The following is a 22,147-nucleotide window of genomic DNA, read 5'->3' on the forward strand; positions in this document are numbered from 1 at the left end:
GTATAAACTTTCGAAATATTACAAAAACACAAATTAAAATTTCCTATTATTACCAATAACCTCATTTTCATTTTTAAAACCTTATGATTCTAAAACAACCCTGGTTTCGATACGCACTCGTCACCACCCTCTTTTGGGGTGTCTGGGGCGCCTTTATCGAGATTCCGGAAAAGGCCGGTTTTCCCGCCACACTGGGCTATGTAGCCTGGGCCATCTCCATGATTCCCTGCGCATTAGTAGCACTTTACGGCATTCGCTGGAAGCTCGAAACCGACCTGCGATCCGTAGGTTTGGGCATGCTTGTAGGCCTCCTGGGCGCGGGGGGGCAGCTGATCCTCTTCCTGGCCCTTCGCGAAGGCCCTGCTTATATTGTTTTTCCTTTCATTTCGTTATTTCCCATCGTTACGATCCTGTTGTCCACCCTTCTGCTCCGCGAACGCGGCAACACCCGCCAGTGGGCCGGCATCGCCATTGCCCTGGTCGCTATTTTCTTTCTTTCCTATTCACCCCAAGCCACCGGCACAGCCTCGGGCACCCGCTGGATCTGGCTGGCATTGATTGTTTTTATCATGTGGGGCGTGCAGGCATACGCGATGAAATTCTCCAATGCCACGATGCAATCCGAAAGCATCTTCTTTTATATGACCATCAGCGCCCTGGTCCTCGTTCCCCTCGCCATCGGCATGACCGATCTTACCCAGCCGATCTTCTGGGGCTGGAAAGGGCCGTACCTGGCCGGAGGTGTGCACGTATTAAATTCTATTGGCGCGCTGACGCTGGTGTATGCGTTGCGCTATGGCAAGGCGATTATTGTGGTGCCGCTCACGGGGCTGTCGCCTATCCTGACCGTGATTCTGTCGCTGATTGTATATTCCGTTATTCCGGGCCCGAGCCTGCTGTTCGGGATCGTGCTGGCGCTGGTCGCGATCTATCTTTTATCGGAATAACATCATAAAAGCAAAACGCCAGTCGGGAGACTGGCGGCAGTTTCCGGCACAAGTACCGCACCTCCGCTAACGCTTGGTGCTAATACTTGCGCCAGATACTCCATTCATTTATTTAATAGTCATCATTTCTTGCAAACTCATTCTTCCGATACATCCACTGCCCCTGCGTAAAGTCCGGGATCTCGACTGTCTCACCACCCAGCCGTATCGATGTCTCCGACAACGGCGTGATAGCACTCCACGTCACCGCATCGTAAACATCCTGCGGTGTATTGGTCTTCCGCTTCACGGCTTCGATAAACGCATTGATCACAAACCAATCCATACCACCGTGCCCCGCACCCGAGGCGTCGTTGCCATATTTCTTCCACAGCGGGTGATCATATTTATCCAGCCACGACTGCGCATCATCCCACTCGTGCGGTTTGCTTTTCCCTTCGACATAGATGGAGTTATTGACATCCATCCACAATCCATTTGTTCCCTGCACGCGGAAACCCAAGGAGTACGGCCGTGGCAGATTGGTATCGTGCTGTAGCAGGATCGTCTCGCCGCGCGCACACTTGATCATCGTGGTAACAATATCGCCGAGCTTAAATCCTACTTTGGCATTGGGGTGATTTTCGCCCGCGTTCTTTACAATATAGTCATGCAGCCCACGGCCCTTTGATGAATACGACACCAGCTCCGTCAGGCGGTTGCCGCGGTTGATGTCGATCATCATGGCTACCGGCCCCAGTCCATGCGTAGGGTATAGATCACCGTCGCGCAGGACGGAGTGCTGCGTGCGCCAGGAGGCTTCCGAGAAGGCCTTCTCGCCAAACTCTACACCGCCACCATACGGGTCCTTGCCATTGTTAAACTTCACCGCGCGCAGGTCGTGTTGATAACCGCCTTGCAGGTGTATTACTTCTCCAAACACATTCTGGCGCACCATATTCAGTACGGCCATCACGTCGCGGCGATAACATACGTTCTCCAGCATCATCAACGGCATGCCCGTGCGCTCGGAGGTATGCACCAATTCCCAGCACTCTTCAACGGTCATACCCGTAATCACTTCGCAGCCTACATACTTTTTGGCGTTCATCGCATCCAGGCACATCACGGTGTGCCATTCCCAGGGCGTAGCAATAATGACGGCGTCGATATCTTTCCGTTCCAACAGCTTTTTATAGCCGTACGGTCCATCAAAGAAAATCTGCGGCATCGGCTTGCCCGACTTCGTAATGAGCTCCTTGCTCATGTCGATCATACGTTGTTGGATATCGCAGATCGCGACGACGTCCACGTCGGCACGGTGTAATGCCAATTCCAGGTGTCCCTGCCCCCGCAGGCCTACACCAATAAATCCCAAACGTACTTTGGCCGGATCTTTCTCCTTCGACAGCAGTGCCGACGGCAGCAACGTCAGTCCTGCTCCCGCCATCGCCGCCTGCCTGATAAAATTTCTACGCGACAAACTATTCATGCTCGAATCCCTGATTTCCTGAATATACTATAAATACTTCTTATTTCGTCAGATCGACAAATTGTGTTACGTTACCCGCTCCGGCGACAGGTGCACTGCCCACCGAACCCCAGTTTAACAGGTCGTGGATGCCGTACGTAAAGCCGCTGGGAGACAAGCCCACGAGCGTCGACCGCATCATGGAAAACTCAATCGCTTTCCCGCCATCGATAACCTTGACGTCAGACGCCAACAAGAAACCCGATCCGATGTCCGCGGCGACCAGCCATGCAAAGGTGTCGTTATTGCCAGAGCTATAGTCATAACCAAACAAACCCGCATCATGGTCATTGGCGAAATCGCCTTCAATCAGGTACTCGGCGCCAATACCGTTCTGCCAGTCGCCTGTATTAAAGGCTGTACTAAAATCATTGTCGACATTGAGGTATAGATCAAAAAATCCCTGCAAATCCGATGTGCCCTCTACATAGAAATAAAGCTTCAAACCATCGTAGTCTACTTTCACCTTTGTAATGGAACCTTCGGCCAGCTCTGTCGATACCGGTATATCCGCCCAATCATCAAAGTTTCCATCGATCACAACGTCCGAGCTTTTGGCCAATATCATCTCGTCCGGCAAGGACAGTGTTTCGCCACCGGGGCCGGTGGCCGTCAGATACGCTGTGTAAACACCGAAGGCAGGGTACTCATGCACCGGATTCTCCTCGGTAGAAGTTTCGCCGTCGCCAAAATCCCAATGGTAAGCAGTAGCACCTTTTGATAAATTGATAAAGGTGACCGTGCGCTCGTCCGACTCATAGATAAAGTCCGACTTCGGGGCGCCTTCTTCGTCATCGCCGCACGCTCCCGCTGCCAGCACCAGGCCGGCCAGCGATAAAGCCTTGCTCCACACGGCAAAAGACTGAACAAATCGCAGTTTCATAGGTTTATTAGGGTTAGGATGGTCAATATTTACAAAAGGTTTTCTTTGTTGTTATAAAATTATTAAAACAATCAAATAAAAGAAATAATATTGTTTTTAATTTCGTTTTACGCTCAGTAAAAAAGGAAAAGAAAGATTAAACCAAATTATCCACTCCTAACCCAAAAACACTGTTATGAAAATAGACCTGCTCTTTCTGGGCCTCCTGCTAGCCGCAGCGTGCTCTTCGGATGATAAAGGCTCCCAGGGCCAGGACGAGGACGACGAGCCCACCACCGTCACCTACGTCACTAGCCAGGACGACTTCCCCAACCCCGAGCGTGGTTTCTATCACTACTCCGAAACCCGCGCCAGCGACTATACGCCCCTGGACGCCGATGAGCTCGCCACGTATCGCACAGCGCAGTCGGCCGATGGCGCCAGCTACTCGGTTGTCAGCACACTTGTATTTCGTTATTTCATTCTCGACACGTATAATGCCACGCCTTTAGGAGAATCGTTCCTCACCCAGGTAGGTGCTGACTTCGCCGCGGCCCGCGAGGCAGGCGTCAAACTGATCCCACGCTTTACCTATACCGTCACGGCCACGGCCGGCGACTGTCCCGAGTCCTTTATCTGTCCGCCGTACGGCGACGCAGCCAAAGCCACGGTCCTCGGTCACATTGGTCAGCTTAAACCCTTGTTACAAGAAAATGCCGATGCCATCGCCTGCGTACAGCTCGGCTTCTTCGGCACCTGGGGCGAAAACTATTATAGTGACTACTTCGGCGACGCCTCCGGCAACGACCAGGGCAAACTGCTCGACCAAAACTGGACCGACCGCATCGAAGTACTGCAAGCGATGCTCGACGCCACACCAAAAAACATCATGGTACAAGTGCGCTATCCGCAGTTCAAACAACGCCATAACTACGGCATCAACGCCCTTACCAACGTAGCACCGCTAACCGAAACCGAGGCGTTCAGCGAAACCGACAAAGCCCGCATCGGCTATCACAACGACTGCTTCCTGGCCAGCGACACCGACTTCGGCACGTTTGAGGACTATGGCAATTCCAGCTCACCGCGCACCAGTGCCACGTCGGTACTGCGCAAGTATTTTGCCGACGACAGCAAATATGTCGTCGTAGGCGGCGAGACGTGCAGTGACGGCTACAGCCCGCAAAACGACTGCGCCCCTGCCGGCAAAGCCGAAAAAGAAATGAGCGATCTGCATTATAGCTATCTTAATATGGACTACAACAACGACGTCAATAACGACTGGGTTACCGGCGGTTGCATGGAAAACATCAAGAAGCGATTGGGCTACCGGTTCACCCTCACGAGCGGTACATATTCCACCACCATCAGGGAAGACGACGAGATCGCCATCAAGCTCGTCCTGGAGAACAATGGTTTCACCTCTCCCTTCAAAGCCCGCCCCGTACAACTTATTTTAAAGAACACCACTACGGGTGAGGTTGTTGTCCGCACACTGGCTACCGACGTTCGTCGCTGGTTCCCCGGAACGAATACAATTGAAGAGAGCTTAGAAGGTGGTTTGGGCGCCGGGGCGTGGGCTTTGTATCTAAACCTGCCCGACGCCGGCACTGCCATCAATAAAAGGCCGGAGTATAGCATACGACTGGCGAATAACGGAACGTGGGATGGTGCAACGGGGTATAATTCGTTGAATCACACCATTACCGTGGAATAAAAATGAAATAGCCTGAAGCGGCGTAACAAATCGGACACGCGCATGCCTCGAATTGTTGCGCCCCTTCGGGGCTTGTGTATCATCTATATTGTTTATTTCCCAGGCCTGCGCTGTCGCTTCAGCCTGCGCTTTTGTATCCTGCCCTTTCAGGGCTAGCTGACGCCAAAAATTATACTACTATTTCTTCTTTTTTTTCCGCTTCTTCCCGGCGTACTCGGTGGGCTTGTTGTGATCCGCAATAAGCTTCCGCCAGTTCGTATCTGCGGGCATCTCTTCGGACGCCTCTACAATCCCCTGATAATCCGCTTTGTTGATCGCCAGCTCTTCGATGGGCTTGCCCAGATATTCCTGTATCTCTTCCAACACCGGCTTTTCCTCCGTACTGCAAAATGATATCGCCTTCCCTTTCTGCACGCCCCGCCCCGTACGGCCTACGCGGTGTACATAATTCTCCGGCTCGTCCGGCAAATCGTAATTAATGACGTAGTCAACATTCGGTATATCGATACCCCGCGCGTTCACATCGGTTGTGATCAGTATTCTTACCTGGCCTTTCTTAAACTCATCCATGACCGTAAGACGATCACCCTGTTCCTTTCCCCCGTGCATGGTTAATGTAGCGATATTCACCCGCTGCATCGCGGCCGCTACACGCTCAGCCCGCACTTTGGTACGGACAAACACCAGCATCTTGCTGCCTTCATGCTGGCGGACAAAACGTTCGAGAAAGAAGCGCTTGTCATCCATCTCGATAAAAGCGACCCCGTGGCTCACATTCTTTGAAACCGGGTCTTCCGGCGATATCTGTATCCGAATAGGATTACGTACAATCGAGTAGGCCGTTTCTTTAATCCTGGCATCTATCGTGGCCGAGAAAAACAACGTCTGGTGCCGGTGACCAATATGCTTTTGCACATCGCGTATATCTTTCAGGAAGCCCAGGTCTAACATATGATCTGCCTCGTCGAGGATCAGGGTCTTCAGCGTGGCCAGATCGATCTTTTGCTGGTTGATCAGGTCGAACATACGACCCGGTGTCGCGATCAGCACATCCACACCTTTTTCAAGCTGCCGTACCTGCTCCTCCTGCTCTACTCCGCCGAATATACCGACAATGTTAACATCCAGGTTTTTACCGATGTCATGGAACACCTCGGCGATCTGTACCGCCAGCTCGCGCGTGGGCACCATGACAAGACACTTTACCTGGTGCCTGCCAACACGGTAGTGCTTATTTTCCACCAATAGATGCAGCACGGGAATAACAAAGGCCGCCGTCTTACCGGTACCCGTCTGGGCAATGGCCAGCACATCGTCTCCATTTAAAATAGGCGGTATCGCCTTGAACTGAATGTCCGTCGGGCGTTTAAACCCAAGTTCAGCCAGCCGGCTCTTAATGGCGTCAGAGATGCGGTACTGCTCAAACTTCATTCCGCAAAGATAAAGTATTTAGCGTAGCCAGTAGTTTAAAAAAACGGGTTTGCCGACGTGTTAAACACCGGGTGTTAGCGTGGGAACGTATGGCATAGCTGCATTTAAGCCAAATTCTTCGGATCAATAAACCGATACAGGTTCTCCCGATAATGTTCACTAATCGGAATTTGCTCCTTTAATAAAGCAATTCTCCCCTTCCGAATTGACGTGATCTTACTGACCGACACAATAAAAGACTTATGCACACGCACAAACTGATCTCCCGGCAAGATCTCCTCCAACGACTTCATGCTCATCCGCGTAATCACGGGCCGTGTCGCCGACATCATGTAGATCTTCACATAATCCTTTAACCCTTCAATGTACGCCACCTCCGCAAAGTCAATGCGCACCAGGTTATACTCCGAGTTCACAAACATATATGCAGCCGAAGCTACCGGTGGCGCAGGCGTGCGACTCACCATGAACTTATCGTGTGCTTTGTTGACGGCTTTTAAGAAACGCTCGAATGAAACCGGCTTCAACAAATAGTCGATTACATCCAACGAGTAACCTTCCAACGCATACTGCTCGTACGCGGTGATGAAGATCACCAGCGGCGGCGTTTTGGAGAGCCCCTGTAAAAATTGTATACCCGTCAGACCCGGCATCTGAATGTCGAGAAACAACAGGTCTACCGGCTGCGACTGTAAAAACTCATTGGCTTCGAGTGCGTTGGAGCACTTTTTCAAAAGCTTCAGGAATGGGATCTTTTTGATGTTGTCCTCCAGCAGGTCCAACGCCAGGGGCTCATCATCGATTGCCAGGCAGGTCATCATGGTGGCTGATGGTTAGTTCTGTAATAAACCAGTTTTCCTTTGTCGCGTAAATATTCAGGGTGTAATGATCTTTGTACAAAAGATCCAACCGGCGCTTTACATTCTGCAGGCCGATGCCCGAGCTGGCATCCTTGATCTCCGAAGGCGATGTATTAAATTTGTTCCGCACGGCAAAGTGTATGTTGTCGCCGTTGGCCTTGAGCATAATGATAATGACAGGGTTGGCCATCAATCCCACGCCGTGCTTAAATGCATTCTCTACAAAGGGCACCAGCAGCATCGGTTCGATCATCACATCGCGTTGTACGATGTCCACGTGGAAATGCATCTCGACCGATGCGCCAAACCGCAGCTTCTGTAGTTCTATATAATTGTTGAGATACTCCGCCTCTTGCTCCAGCGTCACCTTTTTATCAGTGTGGTACAAGCTGTACCGCATCAGTTGCGACAGCTGAATGATCGCGTCTTCGACCCGATCTGACTTCTTCCGCGCCAGCGATGCCAGGCTGTTCAGCACGTTAAACATGAAGTGTGGACTCACCTGTGAGCGCAGGAACGAAAGCTCCGACTTCAGTTTCTCGTTCTCCTGCTCTTTGCGGCCGGTTTCAAAATCCGATCGGTCCTGCATAATGCGCAAGGCGAGGCTAAGGCCAAACACCATCAGGAAATTGGGCATCCCCATAAACACCGGTGGCCCAAACCGGCGCACAAAAATACCCTCCGGCATGAGGTTGAGCCGAATCATATATCCCACGGCGATATAGATTGAAAATGCCAGTAGCACGCACAGCATATACGCCGGCCATCCACGCCGTGTCAGCACCCTGGGCACCAGCACAAACATGTTGGTATAGAAGAAAATGGCCAGCAGGACGTTCGTCGTGATGGCTTCCACCTGGAACCACATCGGGTCGACGGCGATCGTTTGCGTATGGAAGGGACCCGTCGGGATATTACCGGGCGTGGTTATGTGCAACTCAGGAGCACCTTCACCGATAGGTGTCGCCGGCATGGCAGGGACGCTGTCGAACGCGTGATCGGTCATGCCCCGATCGTGTGCGCGGCGTATGAGCATGCGATACGGCAACATGAACAGCAGTGCCCATCCAAAGACGTGCAACGCCACCACGAGGATCTTGTTGATGAGCTTTTTGTTCACGAAGTTCTAAATATCGGTCTTTTTTAAGGCACTTCAAACAGCAACGGCCCCCGCCCGAAAGCAGAGGCCATCACTGTTGTTCCCCCTCTACACTAATACTCTTCGTCGTACTCCTTCTGCGGGAAGAATTCCCACACGTCGTCGAAGCGGCTGGAGCCGTTCAGGCCTGTGCCGACAAACAGGCGACCATCGAGTACGTAGCCAACCGCCAGGCTGCGCGCAGAACCTTCCAGCGAGGTCAGGTTGTCCCAGTTGAGGGTGGTAGCATCGAATTCATACACCGCCTTGTCCGTCGCCCCGCTCGATGCCACGCCGCCAACCAGGTAAGCTTTATTGCCCAGCGTCAACGCCACGGCATCGTACCGTGACATGGCACTTTGAAATTCATCATAGTCCGACTCGTCCGTGTCCGGTGTCCGCTTCGTCCACGTCGGTGTGCCACCGTCGGTGCCAGGGGCAAACTCCCAGAAGCCCGTGCTGAAGATGCCATTGTCACGTCCCGTGCCGATATATGCTTTATTGTTTAAGACAAAGGCCAATCCCGACTCCATCTTTTCACCCGGGTAGCTCACCACCTCTTTCCATTCACCTTCCTCCGGTGTCGCACCGGGTGTAAACTCCCAGAAATCGCTAAAGGTATTGTCGCCGTCGGACCCTGTTCCTACATATCCTTTCGAACCAATGGCGAACGACACCGCATTGTAGCGCAACCCGCCGCCAAAGTTTGCCAGCTGCGTCCACTGATCGGTCGCGGGATCGTATTGCCAGAAATCATCCCATCCATCTTCCGCATCGTCACGGTTATAGCCCAGGCCTACGTACCCAATGCCATTGATACTAAAGGACACGCTCCGCTCGCGCAGCGCGCCGGGAAACTGGGCGACAACTTCCCAATAGCCTTTGGTAACATCGAATTTATAGACATCCGACAAATAATCTTTACCATCATATCCCAGGCCGACATAGGCCGTTGTGCCAATCGTGAACGTAAAGGCGCCCGAACGTTTTACGCCCTTAAAAGGTGTAGACTTAATCCAGTCGCCAAAGGTCGTATCGTCGTCGTCAGAGGAAGAGCAAGCCGCCATGACCATGATGCCCGCGAGCACAAAGAGCCGGGCGATCCGTTGCAGGTGTTTCATCAGTTTAGTTATTTAAAGTAGCGTAATAAATTCGCACGCGGGTGTCGTAATCTCCACTGGCCGCCGCTGCGTATAAGCGATTGGCCGACACCGAAAAATTATCGGTCAGGGTAAACAGCAGCGCATTGTTGTTAAGCTCCACCGTTTCCATTTGTTGTTTCACAAAGCTGGTGACGTCCAGCACATAACGATTGTCGCGACCCAGGTCCAGGTCTTCGACCAGGACAGCGCCGGTATTAAACTGTCCAATAACAATGTTGTCCCGATCTACCGGATATACCTGCAGTTGCGATGGCAGAGCTGTATAATCACCGCCCGAACGGCGCACCGTATATATTTCGAGTGTAGCCTGCACGACATAGAAGTTCTCTATCTGTTTCAGCTCGCGCAGATAGGGTATCTCTACCCGCAGCGCCAGCCCGCCACCCGCCTGGATAAACGAGACATCATCGGTCTCCACGGAGCTTACCTTGCTGTACGTATCGGTAAGACCCGCCAGCGCGCTGGTGCCACGGTCTTTCGTAACTTTCACCGAGTGCACGCCACTGGCGGCAAAGTTGACATAGCGTTGCTTGACGGGCGTTACACTGCGGTCATTATAGTATAAACGCAATTCAGGGGTCGTGTTAAAACCAATAAGCGATGCAGACAGGGTGGAGTCCGGCAACAGCGCCAGTCCGCGAAAATACTTGAGAAAGTCCTCCGGCGAGCTCACGTCTACATCTTCCGCTTTGGCCATGGCAAAAATCTCCTGCCCCAACGCATCGGGCATACGAATTTCCAGCGAGTCGCTGCTATGCGGGCGAGGCTTGAATGTGATGCTGCCGAGCGGCTCCTCTTCAATTGTAAAACTGTCGTTATTATACAGGTAGCCGTCGTCGTTCACCGCAATCTCCTCCGTTACGCGGTGCACGTGTAACGTCATTTCCTGGGTGGTATCATAGTAGCTGTAACCGTCGTAGTGCAGGGAGAGTGCCAGGTAGTCCAACGTTACATCATCGTCTTTCAACGTTACCGCGCCGCTGGGCATGACTTGAAAATACGCCGCCGACGTCAGACGCCCCAGGCGTTCGTCGTCGTGACTGCCGATCAGCAGGCGGGCCGCGCCATCCGTGGCAAGTTTATCATAACACACGGTCGCAAGCTTAACAGACGAGGTATCCGAATAGGAATAATCCAACACGCCTTCGTTAAAAAAGCTTGTGCCCGTTTCCGTGGAGTCGACGCCGCAGGATGCTGCGACAATCAATAATATGCTAAATATCAGGTTCCGCATGGTCCAGTCTCCCAATTCCTGAGACAAAAGAACGGTGTCCCGGTGGTTTGATGAAAAGGAGTAGATAAGGTGGACGAATGTGTCTACCAGGGTTAGGGATTCAGGGATGTGCCGAATAATGTGTCATGACAAACGCTTCAGGCGGAATATATACGTGCGACGAAAAAATCCGGACAATGTCTGCTCTCGTAGTTTAATTCTCCAGGGTGGTCGCAATTTTTTGTGTGGTGGTGGGCAGCACCCGTAGTTTGTCTCATGATGGAACCTGAGAAGAAGACAAAATCCCTCCTGCTCATCGCCTTGCTGCTCACGGCCGGCACCTGGACGGCACAAGCCCAACAGGTATACAGCTCGCCATACTCTGTCTATGGATTGGGCATGATCAATCGCCGCACGGCCACGCTCAACCGCAGTATCGGCGGCACGGGCATCGGCGTTCAGGACGATTACAGCCTGAATCCTGCAAACCCCGCGTCCTACGCCTCCATCGTATCACCCGTCAGCCACATATACGAAATGGGCCTCTATATAGAGTCAAATCGCTATCAAACAAAAAACCTGACCGAGTCGAAAGGCACCGGCAGCATCACCAACCTGAACTACTGGTTCAAGTTTTCCAAGTGGTGGGCGGCGACGGCGGGCTTAACGCCCTATAGCAATGTAGGATATAAGATTTCAACCAACCGGCAGCTGGGGGCCGCCATCAACGTAGACTATACGTATGAAGGCTCCGGCAACATCAACCAATTATACCTGGGCAATGGCTTCAACATCACGCCCAACCTGTCGGCTGGATTTCACCTGGCCTACCTCTTCGGCAACATCACCAAAACCGAAACGATCGCTCCCAACGGCGAGTCCAGCGCGCTGACTTATTCCAACCAGGTCGTCGCCCGCAAGCTGGACCTCGACTTTGGCCTGCAGTATAAAATAAACTTTAAGAAACGCTCGCTCATTATCGGGGTGGTGGCCGACGACGGCATGACCCTGCACGGCAAACAGGAAGGGGCGCTGTACGATGCTGCCGCCGACACGCTCGACAGCGGCAAAGGCGACCGCCTCACCTATACCCTACCCGCCAGCATCGGTGGGGGCCTCTCCCTACGCTCCAAACGATCCACCCTCGCCACCGACCTCATCTTCGAAAATTGGAGCCAGGCCAAATACGACCAACAAGACCTCGTCTTCCAGGACACCTGGCGCTTCTCCGCCGGCTATATTTATCACGGCAACCCGAACGCCGAGAGCTACCTCGGCCTCGCCTCCCTGCGCGCGGGTTTCTATGTACAGGACTATGCGTTAAAGCTCTCCGGCAGAACGCTGCCGGCGTGGGGCATGTCCGGCGGTATATCGCTGCCCGTATTTGATGGCCGCTCCGCCGTAAATCTCACGTACAACTATGATAAATTCGGTACCACCGACCGCAGCCTGGTATTACAACGATCACAAAAGTTTATGATCGACCTGGTGATTCGCGATATGTGGGGGATAAAGAGAAAATTTGACTAACCGGCAGGCAGGAGCCTGGTAAAACGGCGTAGCTACCGCGAGCGGAGCCCATCCAGTGCTACGCCCGCTTTTACCACGCAAACAACCGTGCGCTACTTCTTCACAAAAATCTTCGCCGCCGGATCAATCAGATCAAACCGATCCTCGTCCACCATCTGTATCGGCGCATCGTAAAAACCAACAATAAAAAGCCCGCCCGGGTTGAGTGAATCATAAAACTTCGCCAGCAACTTCGCCTTCGCAACGTTGTCGAAATAGATCATCACGTTGCGACAGAGAATGATGTCGTGCGTCTTCGCCATCGGGTCCGTAATAAGGTTGTGGTAATTAAAGGACACGTGATTGATCAAACCATGATCCATCGTCACCTCTTTTTCCGCTTTCTGGTAGTATCGCTCGAAATCACCATACGGATTATACAACTTATAGTTGTTCTCGTTCTCCACCATGCGGATCTTGTGGTACGTACCGGACTTCGCCGTCTCGATAGCATCCTGGTTAATATCCGTAGCGAGGGCGGTCGCCGTCCGTGCTATCTCCTTCAGCAAAATTCCCATGCTGTATACTTCCTCTCCGGTAGAACAGCCGGCATGCCAGATGGAGATGGTATCACGGTTACCATACCGGTTCTGCAGCTGGCTGCGCATACTGCGCCACAGTACAGGGTCGCGGAACATAGAGGTCATGCCCACGCTCACGCCGTTCATAAATGTATAAATAAACGTGGGATCGCGCAGAAACCTGATCCACAGCTCGTGTACCGATGTGAGGTTGTGTAGGCTCAGAATGCGTATAATTCGCCGGCGTAACGACTTAGGCTCGTAACAGGTAAAATCAATACCGTACCGGATCAAGATACTCTGGGTGATCGATTTTACTTCTTCGTCGGTAATATCAACGGCGTCCGTCATATTTCGTTTTACTAACCAGCGGCCATTACCGGCACTTTTTCCTGTACTTCTTTTACTAAGATCATGATCAATCGGGCGATCGTGCCGTCGGAGTTCTGTGCCACTGTTACCGACACCTCAAACGTCATTGTCTGTCCCTCGCGCACCATCGGCAACAGGATCGAGGAGAAATCCTTACCGACGATCTCCGCCTTGATGTGGTCAAACATCGGGACGTAGTGCGGCGCCAGGAAGTCGTGCAGCGTTTTAGTCTTCAGGTTCATGCGCGTTACACCAAAGAGCTTCATGAACTTGTCGTTTGCCGTCTTACACTGAAAGGCTTCGTTAAACTCGACCACCGGCAACGTGGACTTGAGTGCGTTGACCATCACGCCCATGTCGTTGATCTTTTCCTTTTCTTGCGTGGTGAACTGCGCAAACATCATGATTTTATCGGGGCGGCCATTGCCTGTTACGATCGGGTTAAATGTACCCGACAGCCACAGCTCTTTGCTGTCTTTGTCGCGCAGGCGAAACTCGCCGCTAAAGAACTTACCCTCGCGCAGGTTGTCCCACATCATTCGCACGGCGGGATCGTCTTTCATAATCTTGTTGTATTGCTGGCCGGCCAGGTCGGACGTGCGATAGCCTGTTACTTTCAGGAAGATGTCGTTCGCCGACACAAAATTACCCAGCAGGTCAAACTCCGCCGAAGCAATGGTATTGTTGATCGCCGACAGGTAACTGTCCAGCTCGGCCTGCTTCCGATTCATCTGCTCCTGGATGGCGGCCATTTCCTCGATGTTCTGCTGCATCTCTTCTTCGCGCTGTTGTAGCTCGTGTGTCAACGTCTTAGACGCGTCCAGTAGCTTTTGCGTATGGCGAAAGGTTTTAATAGACGAGATCTCCGACGCAATGTTTTCCGACACCTTCTTCAGGAACTCGATCTGGTGCGGCGCTAAAACATGGAAAAGTGCCAGCTCGATGGCACCATAGAATTTTTCGTTCAGCATGAGCGGCACAACCACCAGGTTACGCGGCGTGGCGGCACCCAGCCCCGAAGTGATCTGGGTGTAGTTGGCCGGAACATCTTTCAGGAGTAAAAACTCCTTCTCGTACATCACCTGGCCCAATATACCCTGGCCCTCGCGGATCTTTTTGTCCAGGTACTTGCGTTTGTCGTATGCATAACACGCGGCCATTTCGAGGTAGCGTCCGTCGTCATCGTCGTATTCAATAAACATCGCCGCCTGGTTGGCGTCAATGTATCGCGTCAGGTTGCTGATAATCTGGTAGGCATATTCGTCAATCTCGGCTTTATTGCGCAGAATCTCGCTAAACATGGCCAACCCTTGTGTGATCCAGTTGCGTTTATTCTCCTCCTCGCGCAGGTTGTGCATGTCACTCCTGATCCGCAGCAGGGCTTCGCCGATCGTGTCATTGCGCAGCACTTCGTCGATCGTATCCAGTGATTCGGGCTGGCCCAGTTTGGAAATGTATTGAGCCGACAGGGCAAATTTCTTCTTGATGGCCTCCTGGTCGCGTTCCAGGGTATCGATGTTGTCAAACGACCAGGAGGAAATGCGTTGACCTTTTTTATTCAGCGCGTCCGACGACCGGGCTACAAGCTTCGACACATACGACAGCCATGCGCCCATCGTCGACGCCATGACCGCGGTGGCGGCAACGGCCAGGGTCAGCTCGGCGGTGCCTTTACCGGTGAAAGAAAGAAAAGACATCCCGATCAGGGTTGCCATTAATGCCGCAAAAACAATGGCCAGCGAAACGATTCTTTTTTTCATAGCACCGATTATCATATAAACACTTTTTCCTACTAGACACTCAGCTTGTCCACGGGTATAATGTCAAATACCCGCGTGCTGATCTTCCAGATAAATTGAGGGGTTATGTGTTGATGGCCGTCGAAACAAAATGTAGTCCTGGTAAAGATCACGCTCGAAGGGTGTTCGTGATCCACGTCTTTGCTCATGATATCCTGAAGCGCCGACGCCGGCAGAATTTGCAGCGAGGGCACATCGCCATATACTTCCGCCGTCAGCGAATCGGCCAGCTCGCCAATAACCGAGGCGGAAATGATGTTATCGATCTCGAGCAGCAGTGGCTCTTTCAACGAATCGCTTAGCCCCGGTTTGTTTTTACTCACGGCCTGAAACACACCCTCGCACTCTTCCTGGTTAAAGATCAGGTAGCTTTTGCCCGCAAACTCGCCAATGATCTGGGTGATCAGTACATATACATTTCCCTTCTCCTCCGACACAAACATAACGTCATCGTCGTGACGCACCAGTACAAATTGCGTATTGGTCATGGTGATCGGCACCTCGATGAACTGCGAGAACGACTGCGCGGCACGCTCGAACCCTTTATTCATGACATGTAAAATATAGTTTTCGCGGCTTTTCGTGGCGTTCATAAAACGATCGTTAATTTAAAGTTATACCTTTTGTTGACCTCCCCTGGACGTAAAGGCCAAAAATAAATTGTAAAATGAACGGTACGTTGAGCACCAGGCAAACGTTACCGCTGCCCAGGATCGTCACCCCGCCAATAAACTTCACCCGGTCCACCGGCTTCATCAGCGGCTTTTCGACAATCTCCTTCTGTTGCAGCAATTTGTCCACTACAAAACCCACGGTGCGGTTGTTAAATGTAACCACGACAATTTCAAGTTTCGCCTCGGGATGGATCTCGTCGAATGTTTTTTGGAGCAAATTTGTGCCGATGTGTTTTTCCAGATCCTGGTCAAATACGTCTTTCAAAAAGACTACCGCGATGTTCTTGCCCAGGTGGTTAGCAATCAACCCGCCACCGGCCTTGTGAATATTTGTCTTATACAGGCTGATCACCGCCTCGGTAAACGACAACGGTATAGCATATACATCCTGCTGCATCTCAAATAGCAGACACGACTTCACGGCCATCGACGACGGCAGTGTCAACCGCACCGTTGTACCCAGCCCCGGTTTGGAGTCCACCCTGATCATGGCGCCGATCGAGTCGAGTGTTTTTTTCACCACGTCCATACCCACCCCGCGGCCCGAAATAGCCGTCACCTGGTCGGCCGTCGAGAAGCCCGGCTCAAAGATCAACAGTCCGAGCTCGTCCACCGGCATACGGTCTGCTTCATCCTGCGTGATCAGGCCTTTGGACAAGGCCTTGCGTTTGATCTTCTCATAATCCAATCCCTTGCCATCGTCGGTAATTTCAATCACCACGGAATCCGTCTCACCCGTCGCGCGCAGCGTAATAACACCGGCCGCCGGCTTGCCCAGGCGCTGACGCTCTTCAGCACTTTCCACGCCGTGGCCAATCGAGTTGCGAATCAAATGAATGAGGGAGTCACTCATTACCTGTAATACGTTACGATCTATTTCCGTATCCGTGCCCTCCAGCTTCAACGTTACATTTTTATTCTCTACCACGGCGGCATCCCGCACCACGCGATGAAATTTATTGAATAGAAACCCAACCTGCACCATGCGTACATCCATGACGGAGTATTGCAAGTCAGCACTGATGCGGCTTAGCCGCGCATATTCGTTTGTGCCGCGTGTGTGGTTTCCCGCCTGCGCCAGGATCCGGTCTTTTTCAATGATCAGCTCCCCCACCAGGTTCAGCAGGTTGTCCAGCTTGCGAACCGGCACCTGCACCAGGTCGGAAAACGCTATCCTGGTTTCCTCCGTCTCCTCTGCCTCCCGCCCGTCTACCGCCAGCGTTGCTTCCGTAGCCGCCATCACTTCCGGTGCCGCCTCGCCAACAGCCGCCCGGCCTTCCTCCGACCTGGCGATGCCTTTGGTGCGGATGATGACCTCCAGTTTGGTCTTGATACCTTTATACTTCACATCGGCATTGTCACGCACGGCGTTGATGAGCGCTCCCAGCACGTCTACCCCCTTAAAAACCGGCTCGAATACCGGGCGGTCCATCACGATGTTGCCGTCGCGTACCTCGCCAAAGAGGTCTTCCAGCACGTGCGCCAGCTCGGCAATGCCCGTAAAGCCCATGCCCGCGGCGTTGCCCTTCAGCGTATGGGTAATGCGGAACAACGCGTGCAGCGTATTCTTTTCCGACGGATGTTTTTCCAGCTGCGTCAGCAACCGGTTTATTTCTTCAAAGTTTTCCAGCGACTCCGCCAGGAAGATCTCTTTGTACTCCTGATCTTTTTTCATGCTTCGTTCCGGGGTTATAAGCAACTGACAATAAAGCCGGGGATCTCGCGCAGCGGCATCGTCTGCCGCACGGCGCCAAACTCGAGAGCCGCCTTCGGCATGCCGTATACCACACACGAGTCCTCATCCTGGGCGATGGTAAACCCACCGCTTAATTTCATCCGCAATAACCCCTCCGCACCATCCCTGCCCATGCCGGTCAGAATGACGCCGATGCTCCTGGCACCGTATACCTCTGCCACCGAGGCAAATAAACAGTTAATAGAAGGATTGTTGAAGTCTGTAAACTTTCGTTGTACCGTTGCGAATGCCACGCGGTTTTCAGCCGGGAAACGGGTCAACCCGGTGTTATGATCGCCGTTGACTATATAGATCCTGCCACCCAGCAACGTATCTCCCGCACGCGCCACGGTGACCGGCAAATGCTTGTGGCTGTCGAGGCGCTCGGCAAACGACTCCAGGAAACGTGCCGGCATGTGCTGCCCGATCACCACCGGTATCTGCAGGTTGGCCGGCAGGTTAAAAATGATACTCTCCACCGCACTGGGCCCTCCCGTAGAAGCGCCAATGGCAATGATGGAGTAGTTTAGTGTACCGTCAAAGGTATGCGCTCCCGTGTTGGTCTTGCGAATCGTCTTTGATTTCAGTACGCTGATGTCGGCGCGCGCGGCTTCTTTGATCAGCCCGCGCAACGGGTAGTCGCGAATGCTGTTGGCATCGAGATCAACCGGCTTGTCTATAAAATCAAAAGCCCCCCATTGCAGGGCGTCAAAGATTCGTACGTTGGTCTTATCGAGCGAGCTGAGCAAAATAATCGGCACCGGGCGTTGGTCCATCACAGACCGTACCAGGTAGGTGCCGTCGTATTCGGGCATGACCATATCGGTCACGACCACGTCAGGCTTTAGACTGACAGCCAACGCGCTGCCTTCGCGGCCGTTCGCAGCAGTGCCTACCAGCTCGAGCTCAGCATCCGCGGTAATAATGTCGCCGATCACTTTGCGCATGAACGGTGAGTCGTCAATCAGCAACGTCCTGATCTTGTTTGCCATGAGGGTTGGTTGGCGTACAATCAGGCTTTGGAAATCGCATCGATCAATTGCTCCGATGTAAAAGGCTTAATGATATAGGCTTTCGCTCCCAGCCGCAACCCTTCGTTCACAACCGACTCCTGTCCCACGGCGCTGATCATCACCACTTTCGACTTCAGGCCTTCCTCCTGGTATACTTTCAGTATGTCGATCCCAATCATATCCGGCAGAATGTTGTCCAGCGTGATAAAGTCAGGCTGCAGCTCAAACGCCAGGTCAATGGCTTCCTCGCCGTTGGCCGCCTGGCCTATCACTTTGTAACCGCCCACTTCCAGGGCATCCTTGATCAGCGTACGCATGTACAACGAGTCGTCTACAATTAAAACATTTTTTGACATGACAGTAGGTTTAAGGTTATGGTATACTGGGTCTTGGTTTTTTAAATGATTCGCCTCCCGGGGCGCCCGGGGTTTATAATGTTCAGGTCTCCGGTATAGGTATGAAAGTTTACGGTACGGCTTTCAAAGCCGCCCACATCACTCGCGGCAATATACACGCCACGACGGGTGAGGTGATTTCGCGTCGACTCGGCGTTCAGCGCACCGACGTTATACATTGTCTGAATTACGTTGGCCCCGCCTGTAATCTTCGCACGGATGGATTTCAGGCTGCTGCCTTTGCACGCAAACTGCTTCAATAAATGGTCGATGGCCCCGGCAACATTGTAAAATTTCCCCGCGCACGCGTGCGACGAGGTCGTATCTTCGGGCAACATAATGTGCGCGCCGCCGGAAAGACCGAGCGTACGGTCCTGCATAAACAAACCAATGCACGACCCCAGTCCGAAACAGGTAAAGGTCGCTGCGCTGTCAACCGCCTGGGCATCCCCTATATTCAGTATTACCCGTTTCATGCCGCCGTATTTTTCCGAAGGGCGGCCATGACATCCTGGCCGATTACCTTAAAGATGTCAATCAGGATGATGAGGCGGCCCTGTACCTTGACGATGCCCCGCACATAGTTCGACTCGCTCGTAACATCGGTAATGATATTCATCGACTCGTCGAAATCTGCCGCGGAAATCGTCAGGGTATTCGGTACCTCACGCACCAATACACCCATTTTAAAATCTTCGCTCTCGACCACCAGCGTATAGTGATTGCCGGTATGCTGGTCGGCCGGACGTTTAATATTGAACTTCTCCTCCAGGTCCAGGATGGCAATGATGTTCCCGCGGATGTTGGCCACTCCTTTGATATACGGCAACGTCTGCGGCATCCGGGTAATAGTCGGCGTAATCACCACCTCCTTGATCTGGTCAATGCTTAGCGCATACTCTTCATTGCCTTGCTTAAAGACGATGATTTGAAACGAGCCTGCCTTCCGGCCATCGGCCACCGTTTTATTTTGCTCTGTCGCGGCTTCCATAAGGTATATGTTGGTTTGGGATGGGCTTAGCTGGCTTTGCGAAGCTTAAACTTATTGACACCGGTCTGCAACTCGGCGGCTACCCCCGACAGCTTATTGTTACCCTCTGTAATCTCACCCATGGCGATATTCATCTGCTGCGACGAGCTCGCCGCCTGCTGTGTACCCGCCGCGGTCTCTTCCGCCACGACCACAATCTGCTCCATGTTTTTCACCACGACATCGATAGACGCCTTCTGACCCGAGGTAGCTTCCTGAATCTCTTTCGAGAACGTAAAGGTCTGCTGGCTCGAATCGACAATCTCCTGAAAAATGCTCTCCGCCTCGTTGGTGGCTTTGTTACCCTCTTTCACGCTGCCTTGCATCGTGTCGATGGCCTTGCCGGCAGCCTGGGTATCTTTCTGTACGTCGCTGATAATCTTCTCGATTTCCACCGCCGACCTGCGCGAGCCTTCCGCCAGCTTGCGGATCTCTTCCGCTACCACGGCAAAACCACGTCCGGCGTCACCCGCGCGCGCGGCTTCAATGGCAGCGTTCAGTGCTAACAGGTTGGTCTGGCTGGCAATGTCGGTGATCACGTTCAGCGTGCGGCCGATCTCTTCGGCACGCAGCGTCAGGATATCGATCGACTTCGACGTCTGCTCTGCCGATTCTTTTATACCGGTCATGTTGCTGACCAGCGTCTTCATAATCTTCAAACCATTCTCGCTGCTCTTCTGGCCTTTCTCCGCCGCCTTGTTGATGCTGTTGGCGCGCTTCTCCATTTCGGAAGAAGTCACCATGACCCGATCGACCAGTTTCGACGACTCGTCTGTGCGTTGCGCCTGGTCTTGTGCGCCTTTGGCCATCTGCGAAATGGCGGTAGCCACTTCGTTGGTGTTGCGCTTCATGCCTTCCGTGCGTTGCAGCATATTCATCGACGAGCTCGCCACCACGTCGGCGTTGCGGCCGATGTTGTACAGCAGCTCGTTCAGGTTGTCAATCGCTTTGTTCAGCGACTGGCCCATGTCCCTCACATCGCCGTGGGCAGCCATGGTAAACTTGTTGGTCAGGTCGCCGTTGGCCATCTGCATGATGATCTGGTTGAACTCCAGCATCGGCTCGGCAATAGATTGCAACAAGGTATTGATGGAATCCGTCAGCTGGCGCCAGGTGCCCGCGGCGTCTTTTATGTTGAGCCGTGCCTGCAGGTTTCCCTCCTGGCCGGCCGCTTTCACGACGTCATTTACTTTCGAGACAATCTCCCGCAGCGTGTCGCGCAACGCCAGGTTGTCTTCAATCAGGCGGCCCACGTCACCCGAGGCCTGAATGTCCAGGCGCGCATCGAAATCGCCTTTGCGCAGGTGACCGGCAAAGTCGCTCACGGCCTTCAGCGCGACCGTAAACTCGGTCATGTCCGTCGCAAACTTCACTACCTTGTACGGTTTGCCTTCGGCATTCAGAATGGGGTTGTACGACGCCTGGATATATACCGGTCGCCCCGACTTGGAGACGCGCATGAAGTTGTCTACCAAAAACTCACCACGGTTCAGACGCGCCCAAAAGTCGGTATACTCACGGCTGTTGGCGTATGTGCTTTCCACAAAGATGCGATGGTGCTTGCCTTTTATTTCTTGCAGCGTATACCCTACTACGCGTAAAAAGTTGTCGTTCGCATGGCGGATGGTGCCGTCCAGGTCGAATTCAATGACGGCGTTCGAGCGGTTTACCGCGTCGAGCTGGCCTTGCGTATCAATGCTTTGAAGCTTTTGCTGTGTAATGTCAACAGCATACTTCACGATCTTCTGCGCGACGCCGTTGCGGTCAACGATCGGATTGTACGAAGCTTGCAGCCATACCTCGCGGTCGTGACGGCCGCGGCGACGGAACTCGCCCGAGATATACTCCCCGCGGTTCAACCGCGCCCAGAAGTCGTGGTATGTACTGCTGCGTGCAAACTCGGGATCGACAAAAATGCTGTGGTGTTTGCCCTGGATATCTTCGAGGGTATACCCCACGGCGTTCAGGAAATTCGGATTGGCAAACAGGATCGTACCGTCTACGGCAAATTCGATCACGGCTTGTGACCGGCCGATGGCTTCCACCTGAGATTTGATCTCCAGGTTGGTTTGTTCCAATTCGGCAATACGATTCTGGAGCACCTCCCGCTCCGCGGGGGATGCATCGTGGTTGGCACCGGCCATCGCCGCGCCATTTCCGTTCTCTTGGTGGTAGTAGTCCCTGGACATGTCTATGGT

19 protein-coding genes are annotated in these 22,147 nt (G+C 52.9%); 3 read left to right on the forward strand and 16 right to left on the reverse strand.

All coding sequences use genetic code 11. The features are described 5' to 3' along the window. Window positions 1–83: 83 nt before the first annotated feature. Window positions 84–947, forward strand: a complete 864-nt coding sequence (locus tag K7P01_RS09990) for a DMT family transporter (RefSeq protein ID WP_267292478.1) — start codon at window positions 84–86, stop codon at window positions 945–947. 112 nt (window positions 948–1,059) lie between these two features. Here K7P01_RS09990 and K7P01_RS09995 read toward each other — a convergent pair whose 3' ends face one another. Both K7P01_RS09995 and K7P01_RS10000 read right to left on the reverse strand, forming a co-directional pair. Next, window positions 1,060–2,418 carry a Gfo/Idh/MocA family protein gene (locus K7P01_RS09995; protein ID WP_267292480.1) on the reverse strand — a complete coding sequence of 453 codons (1,359 nt, stop codon included), beginning with the start codon at window positions 2,416–2,418 and terminating at the stop codon, window positions 1,060–1,062. Window positions 2,419–2,458: 40 nt separating this feature from the next. Next, the gene (locus K7P01_RS10000; RefSeq protein WP_267292482.1) at window positions 2,459–3,340 is read right to left on the reverse strand and encodes a PKD domain-containing protein; all 882 of its coding nucleotides are present in this window, start codon (window positions 3,338–3,340) and stop codon (window positions 2,459–2,461) included. A 175-nt stretch (window positions 3,341–3,515) separates the two neighbouring features. Between K7P01_RS10000 and K7P01_RS10005 the strand changes: the two genes are divergently transcribed. Then, window positions 3,516–5,036: a DUF4832 domain-containing protein gene (locus K7P01_RS10005; RefSeq protein WP_267292484.1), complete on the forward strand. Its 1,521-nt coding sequence runs from the start codon at window positions 3,516–3,518 to the stop codon at window positions 5,034–5,036. A 177-nt stretch (window positions 5,037–5,213) separates the two neighbouring features. Here the strand turns inward: K7P01_RS10005 and K7P01_RS10010 are convergent, their stop codons facing one another. The 5 genes from K7P01_RS10010 to K7P01_RS10030 all read right to left on the reverse strand — a co-directional run bounded on the left by K7P01_RS10010 (window position 5,214) and on the right by K7P01_RS10030 (window position 10,862). Then, the gene (locus K7P01_RS10010) at window positions 5,214–6,467 is read right to left on the reverse strand and encodes a DEAD/DEAH box helicase (RefSeq protein ID WP_267292486.1); all 1,254 of its coding nucleotides are present in this window, start codon (window positions 6,465–6,467) and stop codon (window positions 5,214–5,216) included. Between the two features lie 104 nt (window positions 6,468–6,571). Next, window positions 6,572–7,288 (reverse strand): LytR/AlgR family response regulator transcription factor, encoded by a 717-nt coding sequence (locus K7P01_RS10015; protein ID WP_317987612.1) that lies wholly within the window; start codon window positions 7,286–7,288, stop codon window positions 6,572–6,574. Beyond that, window positions 7,263–8,447, reverse strand: coding sequence for a sensor histidine kinase (locus K7P01_RS10020; RefSeq protein WP_267292488.1), 1,185 nt, complete (start codon window positions 8,445–8,447; stop codon window positions 7,263–7,265). The genes K7P01_RS10015 and K7P01_RS10020 overlap by 26 nt, the downstream gene beginning before the upstream one ends. A gap of 92 nt (window positions 8,448–8,539) precedes the next feature. After that, window positions 8,540–9,586 (reverse strand): Kelch repeat-containing protein, encoded by a 1,047-nt coding sequence (locus K7P01_RS10025; protein WP_267292490.1) that lies wholly within the window; start codon window positions 9,584–9,586, stop codon window positions 8,540–8,542. 4 nt (window positions 9,587–9,590) lie between these two features. Beyond that, window positions 9,591–10,862 (reverse strand): DUF4270 domain-containing protein, encoded by a 1,272-nt coding sequence (locus tag K7P01_RS10030; protein WP_267292492.1) that lies wholly within the window; start codon window positions 10,860–10,862, stop codon window positions 9,591–9,593. Between the two features lie 255 nt (window positions 10,863–11,117). Between K7P01_RS10030 and K7P01_RS10035 the strand changes: the two genes are divergently transcribed. Continuing rightward, on the forward strand, window positions 11,118–12,371 hold the full coding sequence (locus K7P01_RS10035) for a hypothetical protein (RefSeq protein WP_267292494.1): 1,254 nt from the start codon (window positions 11,118–11,120) through the stop codon (window positions 12,369–12,371). Between the two features lie 92 nt (window positions 12,372–12,463). Here K7P01_RS10035 and K7P01_RS10040 read toward each other — a convergent pair whose 3' ends face one another. The 9 genes from K7P01_RS10040 to K7P01_RS10080 are packed head-to-tail and all read right to left on the reverse strand — an operon-like array spanning window position 12,464 to window position 22,138. Beyond that, window positions 12,464–13,282, reverse strand: coding sequence for a CheR family methyltransferase (locus K7P01_RS10040; RefSeq protein WP_267292496.1), 819 nt, complete (start codon window positions 13,280–13,282; stop codon window positions 12,464–12,466). An 11-nt stretch (window positions 13,283–13,293) separates the two neighbouring features. Further along, the gene (locus tag K7P01_RS10045; protein WP_267292498.1) at window positions 13,294–15,063 is read right to left on the reverse strand and encodes a PAS domain S-box protein; all 1,770 of its coding nucleotides are present in this window, start codon (window positions 15,061–15,063) and stop codon (window positions 13,294–13,296) included. Between the two features lie 32 nt (window positions 15,064–15,095). After that, the gene (locus K7P01_RS10050; RefSeq protein ID WP_267292500.1) at window positions 15,096–15,695 is read right to left on the reverse strand and encodes a hypothetical protein; all 600 of its coding nucleotides are present in this window, start codon (window positions 15,693–15,695) and stop codon (window positions 15,096–15,098) included. Window positions 15,696–15,705: 10 nt separating this feature from the next. Further along, window positions 15,706–17,451, reverse strand: a complete 1,746-nt coding sequence (locus K7P01_RS10055; protein ID WP_267292502.1) for a chemotaxis protein CheA — start codon at window positions 17,449–17,451, stop codon at window positions 15,706–15,708. 14 nt (window positions 17,452–17,465) lie between these two features. Continuing rightward, window positions 17,466–18,503 carry a chemotaxis-specific protein-glutamate methyltransferase CheB gene (cheB, locus tag K7P01_RS10060; protein WP_267292504.1) on the reverse strand — a complete coding sequence of 346 codons (1,038 nt, stop codon included), beginning with the start codon at window positions 18,501–18,503 and terminating at the stop codon, window positions 17,466–17,468. 20 nt (window positions 18,504–18,523) lie between these two features. Further along, the gene (locus K7P01_RS10065) at window positions 18,524–18,880 is read right to left on the reverse strand and encodes a response regulator (protein WP_267292506.1); all 357 of its coding nucleotides are present in this window, start codon (window positions 18,878–18,880) and stop codon (window positions 18,524–18,526) included. Between the two features lie 41 nt (window positions 18,881–18,921). Beyond that, on the reverse strand, window positions 18,922–19,395 hold the full coding sequence (locus tag K7P01_RS10070) for a chemotaxis protein CheD (protein WP_267292508.1): 474 nt from the start codon (window positions 19,393–19,395) through the stop codon (window positions 18,922–18,924). Continuing rightward, window positions 19,392–19,910: a chemotaxis protein CheW gene (locus K7P01_RS10075; protein WP_267292510.1), complete on the reverse strand. Its 519-nt coding sequence runs from the start codon at window positions 19,908–19,910 to the stop codon at window positions 19,392–19,394. Before K7P01_RS10075 ends, K7P01_RS10070 begins: the two co-directional genes overlap by 4 nt. A 26-nt stretch (window positions 19,911–19,936) precedes the next feature. Next, window positions 19,937–22,138, reverse strand: coding sequence for a methyl-accepting chemotaxis protein (locus tag K7P01_RS10080; protein ID WP_267292512.1), 2,202 nt, complete (start codon window positions 22,136–22,138; stop codon window positions 19,937–19,939). Window positions 22,139–22,147 lie beyond the last annotated feature (9 nt).

Source organism: Parachryseolinea silvisoli, assembly GCF_021190955.1.
Taxonomy (GTDB): domain Bacteria; phylum Bacteroidota; class Bacteroidia; order Cytophagales; family Cyclobacteriaceae; genus Ohtaekwangia; species Ohtaekwangia silvisoli.